Consider the following 17,967-nt stretch of genomic DNA (forward strand, 5'->3'; position numbering starts at 1 on the left):
CGCCCCCTGCCTGCTTCCCGCCCACGAGGCGACGCCTCGGCGAGCGCCTGGGGCGGGACCAGCAGCGAGCAGGGCGGTCACCGCGGCCGGCCTCCGCGGAACCGGTGGTCAGGTCCGGGGTGGCCACAGCGCGCCACAGCGAGCCCCGCGCTGGCGACCACGAATGCCCATCGATTGATCTCTTGACGACCCGGGCGGCGCGCCCTAGCGTCAGGACATCGGATGTCGGACGTCACACCCATTGCCGACTCCGTTCCCACCCCCACGCCCCGCCCCCGGAGGGAACGCCGTGTCTTCTGTCCCAGCGACATCGCGCCGCATCACAGCCGTCGTGGCCGCCACCGTCGGCCTGGCCGCGCTCCTGCCCGGCACGCAGGCCAGCGCCGCCCCCGCCGGAGTGGGCGCGACGGCCAGCGCCGACTGCACGACCGGCCAACTCAACCTGCTGCTCGACAACCGCAGCGGCACGGCGCAGTCCTTCACCGTCACCTGGGCGGGGCGCACCGGCTCGCCCTGGGCCCGCACCGTCCCCGCCGGCGGCAGCGCGCAGTTGTACTGGACGCTGGCGGCCGGCACGGCGTACTCGCTGCGCACCACCACCCCGACCGGGCTGGACGAGACGACCGCCGGCATCTTCCACTGCGGCACCGGCATGTCGTCGCTGACCAGCTTCGACTGCACTAACAGTCGGCTCCAGCTCGTGCTGGAGAACCGCACCGCCACCGCCCGGGACTTCACCGTCACGTGGCCCGGGCGCACCGGCTCCCCGTGGACCCGCACGGTCGCCGCCGGCGGCAACCACCTGCACTACTGGACGGTCGACGCCGGCACCCCGTACACCCTGCGGGTCACCGCCCCGGGCTTCGACAGCACGCACCGGGGCACCGCCGGCTGCGGCATGGCCGCCGGCACCCCGCAGATGAACGTGACGACGCTGCTGACCACGCAGACCGTCATCCGCAACCTCAACGGCCCGAACGGCCGCTACGACGGCACCGCCGCCTCCGTCCGCATCCCGGGCCTGGCCGTCACCAACAACGACACCGTCATCGCCGTGGCCGACGCGCGGATCGACGGCTCGTACGACCTGGGCGGCGGCACCAACAACATCCAGATCGCCATGGTCCGCAGCACCGACGGCGGGCGTACCTTCGAACAGCCGCGCGTCATCCACGCCCCCGCCACCACCCGGGAGGGGGCGGGCGACCCCAGCCTGCTCGTGGACCGCGCCACCGGCGTCGTCTACTGCTTCTTCACCTACTCCCCCAGGCCCGGCATCAGCTTCTGGTCGGGTTCGTCCGGCGTCAACACGGCGGACGACCCGAACAGCATGCACCTGCGATACGTCACGAGCCGGGACGACGGCGTCACCTGGAGCGCGCCGGTGGAGCTGAACCCGGCGGTCAAGGACCCGGCGTGGCAGCAGGTCTTCTTCTCCTCCGGCCACGGCATCCAGACCAGCACCGGGCGGCTGGTCCAGCCGATCGCCTACCGCGACGCGGCGGGCACCAGCCACGCCGGCAACATCTACAGCGACGACCACGGCGTGACGTGGCGGCGCGGCGGCTCCGCCGGCGGGAACATCAACGAGAGCAAGGCCGTCGAGCGCGGCACCGGGGCGGTCGTGCAGAACATGCGGCACAACGGCGTGCGCAGCCGCTACTACGCGACCTCCACCGACGGGAGCGCGACGTTCGGCCCGGCCACGGCCAGCGCCGCGCTGACCGATCCGCTCTGCAACGCCGACGAGCTGTCCTACCTGCGCCCGGCGGAGGTGGGCGCGAACGGCGCGCCGCTGCGCACCCGTACCGCGCTGTTCAGCAACAACGCGCACCCGACCGCCCGCAACGACCTCACCGTACGGCTCTCCACCGACGACGGCGCGAGCTGGCCGGGCCGGGCGCTGGTCAGGCCGGGCGGCGCGGGCTACTCGACGATGGCCGTGCTGGCCGACGGGACCGTCGGCAACCTCTACGAGGTCGGCAACACCGGGGGCATCCACTTCGCCCGCCTCGGCCTGGACTGGGTCAAGGGGGCCTGACGCCCGACCTCGCGTCCCGCCGGGTGATTGTTCACTATCGCTGGATGGCGCACATGTCACCCGGCGGGATCATCGCCGTACGGAGGGTGGGGGAACATGGCAGCCGGTGACCGTCGCAGGCGGGAGACCCGGCCGGCCGCGTCCGCCCGCCTCACGGCGAAGGGAGCGCACATGAACAGGAACATCCGTGTCACAGCGGTGCTGGTCGGCGCGGTGGCCTCGGCGGCCGTCGCGCCGTCCCCCGCGTCGGCGGCGACGGGTTCGTGGACGGTGAGCCAGTCGAAGTACAACATCTACCTCGACGGCGGCTACGCCACGATGTACTTCTCCAAGTCGCCGCAGTCGGCGGTTCCCTCCAACGCGTTGATCACGGGCACGTCGGTCCTGGTCACGCCGTACCCCAACGGCCGGACCAGCGAGACCGTCCGGGTCTGCTACCGGCAGCAGTACTCCACCACCGAGATCCTCTGCACCGAGCCGCAGGAGATCACCGGGGCCACCACCATCACGCTGTCGCAGTTCAACGGCCAGAGCGCGCGCGGCAGCGTGACCGTCCGGCACACGCTCTACGGCGGTACGTACCCCGCGACCGGCGGCACCGCCCAGGACACCGTCACGGTGAGCTACCAGTACTGAGACCGATCCCGCCCGGCCCCGCGCCCGGCGCCCGTCGGCCGGTCATGCCGCCGCCGCCAACGCGCGGTAGCCGCCTCAGCGAGGCAATGCGGCAGGCCGCCGGCACGGTCGCCGGGCGCTGGTCTGCGAGGGGGAATTGTTCGGGCCGCAGGCCGGTGTCGGGCGGGTTCGCGCGTTGACTCTTCGACTGTCCATCATGGCGGGTCGTAGATCACTAATGGACGTGTGGCGGATAGCGGACGGCTCTGCGCTAAACCAGGCTCAACCGCACACCGGCCGAAGGCATGGTGCCACTACGCGGAAAGACGAAACTCCACGCCGCCGTCCGCACCGTCGGCGCTCGGGTCGAACACGCCTTGGTGCCCGTCGCGTGCGGGAAATCCGCAGTCGCACCGCCAACTGAACACGCAAACCCCGAGGAAACACCGATGAACAACTCCCTCGACCGCCGCAAGTTCCTCGCCTCCGCCGTACTCGGCTCCGCGGGCGTCGCGGCGGGCGCGAGCCTGATCAGTTCGAGGACCCAGCAGGCGTCGGCGCGAGCGGCGCGGTCCGCCGCGCCGCTCGCGCCGAACTTCGGTCTCACCAAATTCCGTGACCCGTTACGAATTCCGCCGTCGATCCGGCCGCACTCGTCGCGGCGTCGGGACATGCTTACGATAAACATGACGAACGCGCGGGCGCGGCTGCACTCGGAACTGCCCACGACCGCGCTCTGGACCTACGAGGGGCACTTCCCCGGCCCGACCATCGAGGTGCGCAGGGGCAGGCGGCTGCGGGTCGCGTGGCAGAACGAACTCCAGGACACGATCCCGCTCGTGGCCGTGCGGGCCCCGTACGCGGTGCCGACGCCGGCGAACCAGCCCGGCTACCTGAACCCGGACGGCACCATGGCCGCGGGGGTGCAGTTCATCGAGGGCGTCGCCGACCTACCGCCGTGGACCGTGGTGCACCTGCACGGGGCGCTGACGAACGCGGGCAACGACGGCTGGGCGCACAACGGCATCCAGCCGGGGCACGCGCAGCTCACCGAGTACCCGAACGAGCAGGCGGCGACGACCCTCTGGTACCACGACCACGCGATGGCCGTGACGCGCTTCAACGTGTTCGCCGGGCTGGCCGGCATGTACCTGGTGCGCGACGACGAGGAGGACGCGCTGCGGCTGCCGCGGGGCGACTACGAGATCCCGCTGGTCATCGCCGACCGCAACCTCGACACCGACCCGGCCACCGGCGCGCTCACCGGCCAACTGCTGTTCAAGTTCCAGTACCTGCCCGCGACCGGCACGACGGCCCCCGTCAGCGGTCCGTTCACCGTCGTCAACGGCGTCATCTGGCCGCACCTCGACGTCGACGCGCGCTGGTACCGCTTCCGCGTGCTCAACGGGGCGAACGGCCGGTTCTTCCGCCTCGACCTGGTCGACGAGGCGGGCACCCTGGTCAACGACGCGGTGCGGCTCATCGGCACCGACAGCGGCCTGCTGCCCGCCCCGACGGCGATGCCCCCGGGGGGGCTGACCCTCACGCCGGGGGAACGGGTCGACCTGCTGATCGACTTCAGCCGGTTCACGGGGCAGCGCCTGCGCCTGCGCAACACCGGCGCCTCGGTCGAGCCGGACATCATGGAGTTCCGGGTCGACAGCCGCAGCCGCAACGACTCGTTCCGGCTGCCGGAGCAGGTGTCGGCGTCGTACCTGCGGTTGGCGCACGGCACCACGGTGCCGGTGGACCACGACGAGGTGTTCGTGGCGACGATCCCGCCCAACACGGCCGGTCAGGCGCACCCGCAGATGTGGGAGTTGCAGGAGATCACCGATCCGGCCGAGCTGCCCACGCAGTTCCCGGCGGAGGGGATCATCCAGCTCACCGATCCGGCCGACGGGAGGGTGCGGACGTTCCGGCGGGCCGCGAGCCTGTTCGACGAGACGAGGACGATCTTCATCAACCAGGGCCGGTGGGTGGTGTGGAACCTGATCCAGCTCGGCGGGGCACCGCACCCGACGCACATCCACATGGCGCGGTTCCAGATGACGAGCCGGCGGACCTACAGCGACCTGCGGGCCTTCGACCTCGCCACCGGCGGCACCAGCGCGCCGCTGCCCGTGCCCGCCGAGGGCCCGCAGATCCACAAGTACGAGGAGGGCTGGAAGGACACGTTCCAGCTACGGCTGGGCGAGTGGATCAAGGTCGCCGGTCGGTTCGAGGGCGCGAGCGGTGAGTTCATGTACCACTGCCACATCCTCGACCACGAGGACGAGGGCATGATGCGGCCGTTCGTCGTGCACCCGCCACAGATCGCCCGCTTCCACATGCACCCGGGCGGCTCCGGCCACGGCACCCCCGCGAAGCACGGCGGGCACTCGTAGGTCGCCTCTCAACGGCTCCCCCGGTGGCCGGCCCCGTTCCTCACGGGGCCGGCCACCGCGGCGATTCGGCTGTCGCGGCCGGGCCCGTTCGCCGTCATCCCTCGACGGTCTTTCTGCCCACGCTCCACTGCATCGCCTTCCACGTGGCCGCCAATTCGACCCGCGATGCGACGCTCATCTTCTGATACACCTTCTTGAGGTGGAATGCGACGGTGTGCCGGGAGATGAACAACTGTCTGCCGACCTCGTTGTTGGTGTGCCCCTGGCTGACGAGTTCCGCGACTGCGAATTCCGTATTGGTCAGGCCGTGCGGCAATTGGCCGTCGCGTTCGACCGCGCGAATGGCGCCGCGCCGCACGCCGAATTCCCGGAGTTTGTTCACCACCCGGGACGCGTCGCGCGTGGCGCCGACCGCGGTGTAGCCACCCAGAGCGGACTCGAGAATGCGGATCGCATTGTTCCGCTCGGATCGCCGCGCCGACAACAGGCCCGCCAGATCCTCGCGCGCGGACGCCCCGCACCACAGATCCGGATACAGATTCGCCGCCTCCAGCAGTTTGCCGGAATCGTCCTCCAGCAGCCCGGCGGCGTGCAGGGCCGACGCCCGGACGACGGCGAAGCGCGGCTGGGCGGCGGACGCGGCGGAGGCCGCCGCCGCCGCGGTCTTCGCGAGGTCGTGGGCGCCCAGCTTGCCGCAGGAGCGGACCAGCCAGGAGGCCGCCGCCGGCTCCGACACCAGGAGCTGGCGAAGGACGGCGGGGTTGGCGACGATCCCGGCGATGAGGCCGGCCGCCCTGTCCACCCCGCCCCGGGCCTCGGCCGCCTGAGCGGTCACCCAGGCTCCCGCGGCCTGCCCGAAGTAGCCCAGCAGGGCCTCGCCGGTCAGCTTGTCCACGTAGTGCAGGCAGGACCGCATGTCGGCCCGGCGCAGCGCGCCGAGCGCCATCACCACGTACCCGGTCGGCAGCAGCGAGCGGGCGCCGCACCGCTCCGCGACGCGCAGCCCGGCCTCGACCTCGGCGAGGCCCTCGTCGACGCAGCCCATCGCGAACAGCAGCTCGCCCCGGATCACGTGCGACGTCGCGGTCATGACCTGCGACTCCGGCTCGCCCCCGCGCGTCTCCAACGAGTTGATCATCCGCCAGCCGGCCTCGACCTCGCGGGCCTTGGTCAGCAGCGCGACGTGCCACAGGGGGGCCAGCTCACAGAACTCGTGGCCGTCTTCGCACCGGACGCCGACGGCCGACGCGGCATACTGCAATCCCGCGTCGAGCCGCCCGTCGTACCAGGACAGGGCGGAGGAGCGAAAAAGAGCGGCCGTCTCGCACGAGCCCGATGAAATATCATCCGCACACCCGACGAAAGGTTGCTGAGGAAATTGCACCTTCGGCGTGTAGCGGTTGCGGCCGGAGAGGATGGAAACGCCGGAAGGCGACGGCCTCAACAGAGAAGACAAAAGTGCCCCCAGTAATTCTCGCGTGGTTGCCCCGTTGCCGATTACGCGTAGTAGGTAACCCGTCACCAACGGTACTACCGACAAGCCTCTGCGTCCAGAGGACATTTTGAAGGCGGTCAATGTAGACATTTACGCTGGTCGCGGTCGCACGATGTTCGATTCCCTCGTACGACAGGAGGGGTGGTCACTGTCCGTAGATCAAAACCGCACGTTCGGTTGACATTACCAGGGGGTAGGGCGAGGTCCCAAACCGGGCAGCGCATTTCGGTTCCCGGTGGACCAGTGCGCTCAGGTGGGGAGCGTTCAGGCAAGCGCGACATTCGGGGGGCCACCACCGCGCCCCGGCCGTACCCCGGGCAGGCCGCCCGGCTCCCGGGGCGACGACCGGCCCTATCAGGTTGAGGGATGCTCAGCCGGCCGCCGCTTCCCTATCGTTCCGACACGGGGCCGCAGCACGCCCGTCCCGCCCAGCGGATCGCACGCTTATCCGACACGGAAGGAAGAGGCCTATGACCGCCACCTCCGAGAACCTGGTCGACACGCCGGTCGACCTGTTCTCACCAGAAGTGGTCGCCGACCCGTTCGGTCAGCACGCGCGGTTGCGCGAGGCGCCCCGGAAGATGATGGGCACCTTCATGGGCGGGCCGCCCATGTACCTGGCCACCAGCTACGAGGAGGTCCGCCAGGTCCTCACCGACCCGCGGTTCCTGGTCAACCCGCCGCCGGACTCCCCGATGGCGGACATCCGCAACGGGGTGTTCGAGCACCTGGAGATGCCGGAGGACCTGCTCCCCTGGATGGCGAACATCATCAACGCCGCCGACGGGGAGGACCACACCCGGCTGCGCAAGCTGGTCTCGTACGCGCTCACCGCGCACCGGATCAACAAGCTGCGCCCCCGGGTCGAGAAGGTCACCGCGGACCTGCTCGACCACCTCGAGGAAATCGCCGGCGACGGCACGACGGTCGACCTCGTCCAGGAGTTCTGCTACCCGCTGCCGGTCACCGTGATCTGCGAGCTGGTCGGCATCGACGAGGAACACCGCGACGACTGGCGGGCCTGGGGCGACGCCATGGCCACCATGGACGGTCCGAACATCCCGCCCACCCTGCGCCGCTGCATCGACCTCGGGCACGAGGTGCTCGACCGCCGGCGTCGCGAGCCGAAGGACGACCTGGTCACCGCGCTCGTGCAGGCCCAGGCGGCCGACCCCGGCGTCGCCACCGACACCGAGCTGATCGGCATCCTGTTCAGCCTGGTGACGGCCGGGCACCAGACGACGACGTACCTGATCGGCAACTCGGTCATCTTCCTCCTCGAGAACCCGGACCAGCTCGCGCGGCTGAAGGAAAACCCGTCGATGTGGGCGCAGGCGGTGCGCGAGCTCCAGCGCCTCGGGCCGATCCAGTTCGGGCAGCCCCGGTTCCCCACGGAGGACATCGAGGTCGGCGGCACGATCGTCCCGGCCGGCGCGCCGATCGTGCCCGTGATCTCGGCCGCGAACACCGACCCCCGCAAGTTCCCCGAGCCCGAGAAGCTGATCGTCGACCGGCTGGCCGTCGGCAGCGAGAGCCACCTCGGGTTCGGCAAGGGCATCCACCGCTGCCTCGGGCAGCACCTCGCCTACCAGGAGGGGGAGGTGGCGCTTCAGGGGTTGTTCACCCGCTTCCCGAACCTCTCCCTCGCGGTGCCGCGCGAGGAGATCCCGTGGATCCTGCGGCCCGGCTTCACCCGGACCAGGGACCTCCCGCTGAAGCTCGTCTGAGCGCCCGCGCCCGGCGTGGCTCCACGCCGGGCGCGGATGACTCCGGAAAGGCATGTTGGCCTTGTCTCACCCTGCGGAGCACGTCGAGAAGTGGCTGCGCCGGTTCCACGCGACGCCGGACTGCGCGGCCCGCCTCGTGTGCCTGCCGCACGCCGGCGGGTCGGCAAGCTTCTTCCACCCGGTGTCCCGGGCACTCGCCCCCACGGTGGAGGTCCTGGCGGTCCAGTACCCGGGCCGCCAGGACCGCCGCCGCGAGCCCCCGGTCGACAACATCCCCGACCTGGCGGAGCAGGTCCTCGGCGCGCTGCGGCACCTGGACGACCGTCCCCTCGCGCTGTTCGGGCACAGCATGGGCGCGGTGCTCGGCTACGAGCTGGCGCTGCGGATGCGCGACGCCGGGCTGCCGCCGCCGGCGCACCTGTTCGTCTCCGGCCGGCGGGCCCCGTCCCGCTACCGTGACGAGCGGGTGCACGAGGTGTCGGACGCCCAGATCGTGTCCGAGCTGCGGGCCCTCAACGGCACCGACGCGGTCATGCTCGCCGACCCGGAGGTGCTGGACATGATCCTGCCGGCCATCCGCGCCGACTACCGGGCCGTCGAGACCTACCGTCACGACCCCGCCCGGAGGCTCGACTGCCCCGTCACCGTGTTCACCGGCGACAGCGACCCACGGGTGTCGGTCGACGAGGCCCGGGCCTGGGGCGAGCACACCACCGGGCCGACGGACCTGCACGTCCTGCCCGGGGGCCACTTCTTCCTCGTCGACCGCGGCGACCGCGTGATCGCGACCGTGCGGCGGAGCCTGACGGGTGACCACCACCCCGCCGACCTGTGAGGTTCCCTTGATGGACGCGGACGTCGTCGTCGTCGGCAACGGTCCGATCGGCGCCACGCTGTCGGTGCTGCTCGCCCGACGCGGCTGGCGGGTGACCGTGCTCGAACGCCGCCCCCGGCCGTACAAGCTCCCCCGGGCGACCAGCTTCGACGGGGAGACCGCCCGGCTCCTGGCCGGCACCGGGATCGGCCCGGACCTCGACCGGATCACGGCGCCGGCCAACGGGTACCAGTGGCGCACCGCCGCGGGTGAGACGCTGCTCGACATCGCGTTCACCACGGCCGGCCCGTACGGCTGGCCCGACGCGAACACGATGCACCAGCCTGCGCTCGAGGAACTCGTCGCGGCCCGGGCGTCCGCCCTGCCCGGCGTCACGGTGCTGCGGGGCCACGAGGTCGTCGGCATCGACGACGGCGACGGTCGGGTGGAGGTGACCGTCGTCACCGACGACGACGCGACCCGGACCCTCTCCGCGCGGTGGGTCGTGGGGTGCGACGGCGCGAACAGCTTCGTGCGCCACCACCTCGACGTGCCGGTGACCGACCTCGGCTTCTCCTACGAGTGGCTGCTCTGCGACGTCGAACTCCGCGAGCCCCGCGAGTTCGTCCCCACGAACGTGCAGATCTGCGATCCCGCCCGCCCCACGACCCTGGTGGGCAGCGGGCCCGGGCGGCGGCGCTGGGAGTTCATGCGCCTGCCGGGCGAGAGCACGGCCGAGCTGAACCGGGACGAGACGGCGTGGCGGCTGCTGGCGCCGTTCGGCGTCACCCCCGACACCGCCACCCTGCTGCGCAGCACCACGTACATCTTCCAGGCCAGGTGGGCCGAGCAGTGGCGGGTCGGTCACGTCCTGCTGGCCGGCGACGCGGCCCACCTCATGCCGCCCTTCGCCGGCCAGGGCATGTGCTCCGGCATCCGGGACGTCGTCAACCTGGCGTGGAAACTCGACCTGACGCTGCGCGGCCTGGCGGCCGAGTCGATCCTCGACACCTACACGGAGGAGCGCCGCGCCCAGGCCCGGGAGGCGATCCTGGCGTCGGTCCAGTTGGGCCGGGTGATCTGCGTGACCGACCCGGCAGCCGCCGCCGAACGGGACGCCACCGTGCTGGCCAACCGGCGCGGCCGGCCGCCGGCGCGGCCGGAGCCGGCGAAGCCGCTGCCGGTCGGCCTGCTGCACCGGCGGCCGGGAGCCGACGCCGCCGAGCCGCCGGCGGGTGCCGTCGTGCCGCAGGGGCGGGTGGGCCTGCGGGGGCGCACCGGGCTCTTCGACGACGTCGTCGGGCGTGGCTTCGTGCTGCTGACCACCGACGACCCGCGCGCCGCGCTCGGCGAGGAGCGGCTGTCCTTCCTCGCCGACCTGGACGCCCACGTCGTGCGGCTGCTGCCGCCCGGCAGCGCGCCGGAGGAGGACGGGGTGGTGGACGTGGACGACGTCTACCGGCCGTACCTGGCGGGGTTCGCGGCGACGTCCCTGCTCGTCCGTCCGGACTACCACGTCTTCGGCGCGGCGGGCGACCGGGGCGGCGTCGCCGCCCTGGTCGACGACCTCCGCGACCAGTTGCGGGCCGCGGTGCCGGCCGGCGCGCCGCACCGGGCCGGCTGACGGCCCGGCCTCACGCCGGCAGGCAGCGCAGGCAGGCCAGCAGCGTGCGGGCCTGCACGTTGAGGTAGTGGCCGTGCCGGGACAGCGCGGCCAACTGGCCCGGGGTGACCCAGGCGTAGCCGTCGGGCGGCTCCACCGGGACCTCCGGGAGGCCGTCGGCGTCGACGATCAGGTACCGGCTCTCCGCGTTGAGGAACCGGCCGCCCTCCTCGGAGTGCGTCACCCGGTAGCGGAGGGCGGCGTCGGCCACGGTGGCGGCGTGGTCGAGCAACGGCGGACGGTCGGCGGGGTCGAGGTGGGCGTAGTTGAGCGGGACGCCCTGCACCGTCGGCGCCAGCTCGACGGTGTCGAGGAAGCCCCCCTCCGCCAGCGCGTGGACCAGCACGTGGCGGACGCCGCCGAAGGTCCTGGTGTAGAAGGCGACGACGCCGGGAGCCGTCGGCTCGATCAGCGGCTGCGTCCAGCCCGCGACCTCGCGGTTGGCCGCCGCCACGGCGACGGCCACCACCGAGAAGTACCGCCCGTGCTCGTGCCGGATCGCGTGCCGGTCCCGCTGCCAGCCCGGGACGTCACCGAGCCCCGTCCGCCGGGCCCGCACGTGGTGCCGGGTGCGCTGCCCGGTGAACCACGACAGCAGCTCGACGTCCGGCATCAGCGCCGTCCCGTCCGGCTCCGCGTCGGGCAGGCACGACAGCACGGTACGGGCGTCCATGTTCACCGTGTTGTCCAGGCGCAGCAGGTCGTGGATCTGCCGCAGCGTGAGCCAGCGGTAGTCGGGCAGGAGGTCGACCTCCCCGGTCGTCTCCACGACCATGTTCCGGTTCGACTTGCGCAGGAACCAGGAGCCGTGCTCGGACTGGAGCACGTCCGCGATCACCCGCCCGGGGGCCGGCGCGACGAAGTGCTCGACGTAGCGCACCGCCGCGCCCCGGTGGGCGCGGGTGTAGTTGCTGCGGGTCGCCTGCACGGTCGGGGAGAGCTGGACGACGTTCGGGTTGCCCGGCTCCATCTTGGCCTGCATGAGGAAGTGCAGGACGCCGCCGAACTCCTTGGCGAGGATGCCGAGGATGCCGACCTCCGGCTGTTCGATGATCGGCTGGTGCCAGTCGCGGGCCGGCCCGTCGCCGTGGGGCTCGCCGAGCTCCGTGACGTGCAGGCCGGTCACGGCGAAGAAGCGACCGCTGCGGTGGACCAGGTCGCCGGTGCCGGGCGCGAAGGACCACGCGTCGAGGGCGTCGAACGGGATGCGCCGCACGTCGAACTCCGGGGAGCGGCGGCGTTCGTCGAGCCACCGCACGACGTCCTCGGTCGTGGTGTGCAGCCCCTCGGCCCGCGCGGACGCGGCGATGCGGTCCCGGATGGAGGGCGACTCGCGGGGGCGCGGCACGGGCAGCCGGGGCGGCCCGGAGAGCGTGGGGGTGCGCATGGCGTTGCTCCTCCGTCAGGCGCCGGTGGTCTCGACCCACAGGGCCCGGGCCGGGCAGGTGTCGACCGCCTGGACCACGCCGGCCTGCTGGTCGGGGCCGGGCTCGGCGCGGAGCAGCACCACGGTGCCGTCCTCCTCGCTCTGGTCGAACACCTCGGGCAGGCGCAGCGCGCACAGGCCCGAGCCGATGCAGGCGTCCGGGTCGGCGTGCACCCTCACGGGGCGTCCCAGGTGACCGGCAACGAGTAGACGCCGTAGGTGAGCATGTCGTTGCGCAGGGGGATCTCCTCGGGCGGCACGGCGAGGCGGAGGTTGGGCAGGCGGCGCAGCAGTTCGCCGTACGCGACCGTCATCTCCACCCGGGCCAACTGCTGGCCGAGGCACTGGTGCACGCCGTGGCCGAACGCCAGGTGCGGCGCCCGTGGCCGGCCCACGTCGAGCAGCTCCGGGGTCGGCCAGTGCTGCCCGTCCCGGTTGGCGGCCACCAGGGAGACCACCACGGTCGAGCCGGCCGGCAGCCGCTCGCCGCCGAGCTCCACGTCCTCCCTGGCGAACCGGAAGATCCCGGTGTGGACGATCGACAGGTAGCGCAGCAGCTCCTCGACCGCGTCGCCCATGCGGGACGGGTCCGCGCGCAGCGCGGCCAACTGCTCGGGGTGCCGCAGCAGCGCGAAGGTGCCCAGCCCCAGCATGTTCGCCGTGGTCTCGTGGCCGGCGATGAGCAGCAGGTTGGCGATGTTGATCAGCTCGTCCTCGGTCAGCGCGGGATCGGCGCCGGCGTGGTGGATCAGGCCGGAGATCATGTCGTCGCTCGGGTTGTCCCGCTTGTCCGCGACGAGCCGCTGCATGAACTCCCGCTGGGCCTCGACGTTGGCCAGCGCCTCCTTGACCGGCAGGTCCATCCGCAGCAGCGACGCCGTGCTGCGCTGGAACTCCTCCCGGTCGGAGTAGCGGACCCCGAGCAGTTCGCACATCACCAGCGTGGGCACCGGGATCGCGAACTCGGACACCAGGTCGGCGGTGTTCCCCCCGGCCAGCATGGCGTCGATCCGCTCGGTGACGATCTCCTCGATCCGCGCGGTGAGCTGGCGCATCCGCCGGAGGGTGAACTGCCCGGTGAGCAGCTTGCGGTAGCGGGTGTGGTCCGGCGGGTCCATGTTGATGAACGACCCGGCCCGCGCCTTGTCGTTGCGGAGCTGCTCGCGCAACTCCTCGGGCAGCTCCTTGAAGCGCGGGTGGTACTGGAACCGGTCGGCGGAGAACCGCAGGTCCGCCAGCAGCGCGCGGCCCTCCTCGTACCCGGTCACCAGCCAGAACGGGTCGCCGCCCGGCAGGGTCGACCTGGTGATCGGGGAGCGCTCGGCCGTCGCCGTCAGGGCGGGCGGCGGCGTGAACGCGTCGTCGCGGTGCAGCAGCTCGGTGGGCAGCGGTGCGCGTAGCGATTCGCCGGAGGGCGGAGTCTCTTTTGTTTGCGTCGTCACTTCGGGCACTCCTCGGGGCGCGGGAAACAGCTCAACGGCAGATCGATCGGCGCCGCGACGGGCTACTGGAAGAAGCTGCCGATCGACTCGGCCAGGCCGGCGGCGTCCACCCCGTACAGCCGGTCGTGGTCCTCGGCGGTGCCGTAGACCCGCGCCTCCCGGTCGCGCCACACGCCGTAGGAGCGCAGGCGGTGCGGCACGTCGCCGAGCGCCTCGGCGACCTCGTGCGCCGAGGTTCCCCGCAGGTACGGCTCGACCACCGCCACGTTGGGTCGCGCGCCGGCCACGGCGGCGCGCAGGCCGACGTGGTCGAACGGCCGGATCGTGGACGCGTAGAGCACCGTCGCGTCGATCGACGCCGTCCCGGCGAGCACCTGGTCCAGCACCGGGCCGACCGCGATCACCACGCCGGCGCCACCCCGGCGCAGCACGGTGAACCCCTCCGAGACCGGCACCGCCTCGCTGTTGACCCGCTCGGAGAGCCGCAGGTAGACCCGCCCGTCGCCGGCCATCGCGCTGCGCAGCAGCGGCTCGACCTCGTCCTCGTGGCCGGGCACGTGCACCGTCCAGCCGGGCAGCGTGTCGAGCAGCGCGACGTCCTCGGGCGACTGGTGGGTCCGGCCCCACGACGGGTCGTCGTAGGAGGCGCCGACGCTGACCAGCACCGCGCCGACGTCCTGGTGCCCGAGGCAGATCTTGAGCTGCTCGAACGGCCGCTCCACCAGGAACGGCGCGTAGGTGTGCACCACCGGCCGGTGGCCGGTCAACGCCAGGCCACCGGCGATCCCGATCATCGCCTGCTCGCGGATCCCGACGTTGATCACCCGGTCCGGGAACTCGGCCCGGGCCGCGGTGAAGAACCACGCCGAGATGTCGGCGGTCAGCAGCACCAGCCGGGGATCGGTGGCCAGTGAGTCGATCGTGGTGTCGACGAAGACGCTCCGCATCGGCTTCCGGGTGACCTGGGTGCTCATGCCGCGCTTCCTTCCGTAATCTCGCGAACCTCCGCCACCACGGCCTGCGGTCGCCCGTCGGGTTCCCGGGTCAGCGCCCGGTACAGCTCGTCGTGGTCGCGGCCGTTCACCGTGGCCGCGTGCCAGCCCTCCCCCTCGAAGCGCCGGGCGATGCCGCCCGGCCAGCCGAGGCTCGCCGAGCCGTTGTCGATCACGATCGCGGTGACCCGGTCGAGGCCGAGGCGGCCGGCGATCGCGATGGCCTCGTGGTTGCTGCCCTCGTCGAACTCGCCGTCGCCGAGGAGCACCACGACGCGGGCCCGCCGGCCCTGGGCGCGCAGCCCGAGCGCGGTGCCCACGCCGAGCGGGAGCCCGTGGCCGAGGGAGCCGGCGCTGATCTCCACGCCGGGCGCGAGCACCCGGTCCGGGTGCATGCCCAGCGGCGAGCCGAACGTCCGCCAACTGTCCAGGGTCTCCGGCTCCAGGAAGCCCTTCGCGGCCAGCATCGCGTAGTAGGCCATCGGGCCGTGGCCCTTGGAGAGGTAGAACCGGTCCCGGTCGGGGTCGTCGATGTTCTCCGGCGAGACGTTGAGCACGCGTTCGTAGAGCACCCAGAGCGCGTGCAGGGTGGACGCCGCCGCCCAGCCGTGCTTCTCATCCCCGGTCATCCTGCTGAACAGGCTTCGTATCGTCTCTTCGGTCATCTGCATGTTTCCACCCCGGAACGTGTTCGATGCGGGAGAAGGCACCACGGCCAACGGAGTTGCGGTGTTCAGTCGGGCTTGCGGGCGGTCAGGAGGACGTACCCCAGGGTCGTCTCCTGGCTGAAGCTGTGGAACCTCGACAGCGTGAGGTCGAACTGCTCCGCCCCGATGTGCGGCTCGGCCTGCTCGCGCAGCGCGGCGAACCGTACCGCCGCCTTGCCCCACGACGGCCGGGTGTGGGCGCTGACGTCCTCCGTGCTCTGGGGCACGAGCCCGGCCTCGCGGATGTGGGACAGGTACTCGTCGAGGTCGACGACCGACAGCACGCCCTTGCTGGCCTCGCGCACGCGGGCTCCGTCGGGCTTCTCCCCGTCCGCGCCCGGGACCAGCAGGAAGTCGGCGATCGCCACCTGGCCGCCGGGCCGCAGCACCCGGGCCGCCTGCCGGAGCACGTGCCAGCGGTCCGGCATGTGGTGCATGGACTCCATCGCCCAGACGATGTCGAACGACTCGTCGGGGAACGGCAGGTCCATCGCGTCGGCGAGCTGGAAGGACAGCCGGTCGGCCAGCCCGGCGGAGGCCGCGCGGTCGTTCGCCCGCTGCACCTGCCGCTCGCTGATCGACACCCCGACGACCTCGATGTCGTGCGCGGTGGCCAGCCTGATGGCCGGCTCACCGATGCCGCAGCCGATGTCGAGCACCCGGCTGCCCGGCTTGACGGTCAGCATCGCGCTCAGCCTGGCGGTCAGCCGCTCGGTGGCCTCCTCGAGCGACGCGTCGTCGGACGCGTCCTTCCAGTAACCGTGGTGCAGGTTCTCGCCCCAGATCTGATCGAGCAGATCCGCGAAGGCGTCGTAACCGTGACCGATCTCGGTCGGCGTCGGCTTTGTCACACGTCCCCCTCAACCATCGTTTCTGAATTGTTCACGCGCCGTTCCCGTCGGGAAGGCGGCACCGTCACACCGATTTCCACTTGGCCGCCAACTCGACCCGCGACGCGACGCTCATCTTCTGGTACACCTTCCTGAGGTGGAATGCCACGGTGTGCCGGGAGATGAACAACTGCCTGCCGACCTCGTTGTTGGTGTGCCCCTGACTGACGAGTTCCGCGACCGCGAACTCGGCCTCGGTCAGGCCGTGCGGCAATTGACCGTCACGCTCCACCGCGCGAATGGCGCCGCGCCGCACGCCCAATTCCCGGAGCTTGTTCACCACGCGCGACGCGTCGCGCGTGGCGCCGACGGCGGTGTAGCCCTCCAGGGCAGACTCGAAGACGCGGATCGCGTTGTTCCGCTCGGATCGCCGCGCCGACAACAGGCCCGCCAGATCCTCGCGCGCGGACGCCCCGCACCACAGATCCGGATACCGCTCCGCCGCCTCCAGCAGGTCGTCGGAATCGCCCTCCAGCAGCCCGGCGGCGTGCAGCGCCGAGGCCCGCACGACGGCGAATCCCGGCTGTGTGGCGGACGCGGCGCGCGCCGCCGCCACCGTCGCCTCCGCGAGGTCGCGGGCGCCCAGCGTGCCGCAGGCGCGGACCAGCCAGGAGGCCGCCGCCGGCTCCGACACCAGGAGCTGGCCGAGGACGACGGGGTTGGTGACGATCCCGGCGACGAGATCGGCCACGCTCTCCACCCCGCTGCGTGCCGCCAGGGCCTGTGCGGTCACCCAGGCTCCCGCGGCCCGCCCGAAGTAGCCCAGCAGGGCCTCGTCGGTCAGCTTGTCCACGTAGTGCAGGCAGGAGCGCATGTCCGCCCGGCGCAGCGCGCCGAGCGCCATCACCACGTACCCGGTGGGCAGCAGCGAGCGGGCGCAGCCGCTGCTCTCCGCGACCAGCAGCCCGGCCTCGACCTCGGCGAGGCCCTCGTCGACGCGGCCCGTGGTGAACAGCAGCTCGCCGCGGATGATGTGCGACGTCGCCGTGATGCGCTCCGAGCCCGACGTGCCCCGGCGCGCCTCGATGGATTCCAACGCCCGCCAGCCGGCGTCGATCTCCCTGGCCTTGATCAGCAGGGCGACGCGCCAGAAGGGGGCCAGCTCGCAGTGCTCGTGGACCTCCTCGCACTGGGCGTCGACGGCCGCCTCGGCGCACCGCAGCCCCACGTCGAGCCGGCCGTCGCACCACGCCAGGGCGGATTGCCGAAAGAGCCCGGCTGCCTCGCACGAGCCCGGGAGAAAATCATCCAACCGACCGGCAAAGGGGTGCTGAGGAAAGCGTATCTGCGGTGAGTTTCGGCTTCGGGCGCAGGGAACCTGCGCGCCGACAGACGCCGGTCTCAGCAAAGAAGACAACGATCTCTCCCTCGGGCCCCGGCCCCTCGACGCGATTTACCCGGACGCCAATTCAACTGGCGGCCGATTACCGAAGGCAGCCAAGCGATTACGGACACTACCCGTGGCGAGGCGTCCCGTCCAGAGGCGTGTCACCACGTCACCGGCGACCGCGTTTCCGCTGACCAAAGGGTCACCCTCGGGAAGCCACGACTCAAAAAGGAACACATTGCCCAACGCCTTTCAACCTCGGGCAAACATTGACCTCCGTAACACTGCACAGCACCCGTAACGACATCTGACAAAGATTGACGACGAGGCGGCCGTCGGCTCTTCCTCAGGCTAGGACGGGCCCGCCCGCCGGGCATCCCCCAACCTGACAGGGCCCGCCCCGGCAGCCGGCCGAGACTATCCACGTTGGTGATGGCCCCG

At 71.8% G+C, this 17,967-nt stretch carries 14 protein-coding genes; 6 read left to right on the forward strand and 8 right to left on the reverse strand.

Going from position 1 to position 17,967, the window contains the following annotated elements:
- Window positions 1-331 precede the first annotated feature (331 nt).
- From LPU43_RS20720 to LPU43_RS20730, 3 genes are all read left to right on the forward strand, one after another.
- Window positions 332-2,041 carry an exo-alpha-sialidase gene (locus LPU43_RS20720; RefSeq protein WP_229402150.1) on the forward strand — a complete coding sequence of 570 codons (1,710 nt, stop codon included), beginning with the start codon at window positions 332-334 and terminating at the stop codon, window positions 2,039-2,041.
- Window positions 2,042-2,212: 171 nt separating this feature from the next.
- Window positions 2,213-2,677: a hypothetical protein gene (locus LPU43_RS20725; RefSeq protein ID WP_229402151.1), complete on the forward strand. Its 465-nt coding sequence runs from the start codon at window positions 2,213-2,215 to the stop codon at window positions 2,675-2,677.
- 428 nt (window positions 2,678-3,105) lie between these two features.
- Window positions 3,106-5,043, forward strand: a complete 1,938-nt coding sequence (locus LPU43_RS20730) for a multicopper oxidase domain-containing protein (protein ID WP_306416156.1) — start codon at window positions 3,106-3,108, stop codon at window positions 5,041-5,043.
- 94 nt (window positions 5,044-5,137) lie between these two features.
- Here LPU43_RS20730 and LPU43_RS20735 read toward each other — a convergent pair whose 3' ends face one another.
- Entirely contained in the window at window positions 5,138-6,304 is a 1,167-nt protein-coding gene (locus tag LPU43_RS20735) for a helix-turn-helix transcriptional regulator (RefSeq protein WP_306416158.1), read from the reverse strand.
- Between the two features lie 704 nt (window positions 6,305-7,008).
- Here LPU43_RS20735 and LPU43_RS20740 point away from each other — a divergent pair.
- The 3 genes from LPU43_RS20740 (at window position 7,009) to mhpA (ending at window position 10,703) form a co-directional block, all read left to right on the forward strand.
- Window positions 7,009-8,265 carry a cytochrome P450 family protein gene (locus LPU43_RS20740; RefSeq protein WP_229402154.1) on the forward strand — a complete coding sequence of 419 codons (1,257 nt, stop codon included), beginning with the start codon at window positions 7,009-7,011 and terminating at the stop codon, window positions 8,263-8,265.
- Between the two features lie 61 nt (window positions 8,266-8,326).
- Window positions 8,327-9,100: a thioesterase II family protein gene (locus tag LPU43_RS20745; RefSeq protein ID WP_229402155.1), complete on the forward strand. Its 774-nt coding sequence runs from the start codon at window positions 8,327-8,329 to the stop codon at window positions 9,098-9,100.
- Window positions 9,101-9,107: 7 nt separating this feature from the next.
- Window positions 9,108-10,703 (forward strand): bifunctional 3-(3-hydroxy-phenyl)propionate/3-hydroxycinnamic acid hydroxylase MhpA, encoded by a 1,596-nt coding sequence (gene mhpA / locus LPU43_RS20750; RefSeq protein WP_229402196.1) that lies wholly within the window; start codon window positions 9,108-9,110, stop codon window positions 10,701-10,703.
- A gap of 10 nt (window positions 10,704-10,713) precedes the next feature.
- Here the strand turns inward: mhpA and LPU43_RS20755 are convergent, their stop codons facing one another.
- The 7 genes from LPU43_RS20755 to LPU43_RS20785 form a co-directional block, all read right to left on the reverse strand.
- Window positions 10,714-12,129 (reverse strand): NDP-hexose 2,3-dehydratase family protein, encoded by a 1,416-nt coding sequence (locus LPU43_RS20755; protein WP_229402156.1) that lies wholly within the window; start codon window positions 12,127-12,129, stop codon window positions 10,714-10,716.
- A gap of 15 nt (window positions 12,130-12,144) precedes the next feature.
- A complete protein-coding gene (locus LPU43_RS20760) occupies window positions 12,145-12,348 on the reverse strand; it encodes a ferredoxin (RefSeq protein ID WP_229402157.1) in 204 nt (67 codons plus the stop codon).
- On the reverse strand, window positions 12,345-13,541 hold the full coding sequence (locus LPU43_RS20765) for a cytochrome P450 (protein WP_373321771.1): 1,197 nt from the start codon (window positions 13,539-13,541) through the stop codon (window positions 12,345-12,347). Before LPU43_RS20765 ends, LPU43_RS20760 begins: the two co-directional genes overlap by 4 nt.
- A gap of 131 nt (window positions 13,542-13,672) precedes the next feature.
- Window positions 13,673-14,584, reverse strand: a complete 912-nt coding sequence (locus LPU43_RS20770; protein WP_229402159.1) for a transketolase family protein — start codon at window positions 14,582-14,584, stop codon at window positions 13,673-13,675.
- Complete coding sequence (locus tag LPU43_RS20775) at window positions 14,581-15,231, reverse strand: thiamine pyrophosphate-binding protein (RefSeq protein WP_229402160.1); 651 nt, start codon at window positions 15,229-15,231, stop codon at window positions 14,581-14,583. Before LPU43_RS20775 ends, LPU43_RS20770 begins: the two co-directional genes overlap by 4 nt.
- A gap of 104 nt (window positions 15,232-15,335) precedes the next feature.
- Complete coding sequence (locus tag LPU43_RS20780; protein WP_229402161.1) at window positions 15,336-16,160, reverse strand: methyltransferase domain-containing protein; 825 nt, start codon at window positions 16,158-16,160, stop codon at window positions 15,336-15,338.
- A gap of 64 nt (window positions 16,161-16,224) precedes the next feature.
- Window positions 16,225-17,451, reverse strand: a complete 1,227-nt coding sequence (locus tag LPU43_RS20785) for a helix-turn-helix transcriptional regulator (protein WP_229402162.1) — start codon at window positions 17,449-17,451, stop codon at window positions 16,225-16,227.
- Window positions 17,452-17,967: the final 516 nt, after the last annotated feature.

It is taken from the genome of Micromonospora okii, from assembly GCF_020884795.1.
GTDB lineage: Bacteria > Actinomycetota > Actinomycetes > Mycobacteriales > Micromonosporaceae > Micromonospora > Micromonospora okii.

Bases quoted from the DNA above. Each gene is read 5' to 3' on its own strand.
- LPU43_RS20775 (WP_229402160.1), bottom strand. From the start codon at position 15,231: ATGACCGGGGATGAGAAGCACGGCTGGGCGGCGGCGTCCACCCTGCAC.
- LPU43_RS20770 (WP_229402159.1), bottom strand. From the start codon at position 14,584: ATGAGCACCCAGGTCACCCGGAAGCCGATGCGGAGCGTCTTCGTCGAC.
- LPU43_RS20730 (WP_306416156.1), top strand. From the start codon at position 3,106: ATGAACAACTCCCTCGACCGCCGCAAGTTCCTCGCCTCCGCCGTACTC.
- LPU43_RS20740 (WP_229402154.1), top strand. From the start codon at position 7,009: ATGACCGCCACCTCCGAGAACCTGGTCGACACGCCGGTCGACCTGTTC.
- LPU43_RS20755 (WP_229402156.1), bottom strand. From the start codon at position 12,129: ATGCGCACCCCCACGCTCTCCGGGCCGCCCCGGCTGCCCGTGCCGCGC.
- LPU43_RS20725 (WP_229402151.1), top strand. From the start codon at position 2,213: ATGAACAGGAACATCCGTGTCACAGCGGTGCTGGTCGGCGCGGTGGCC.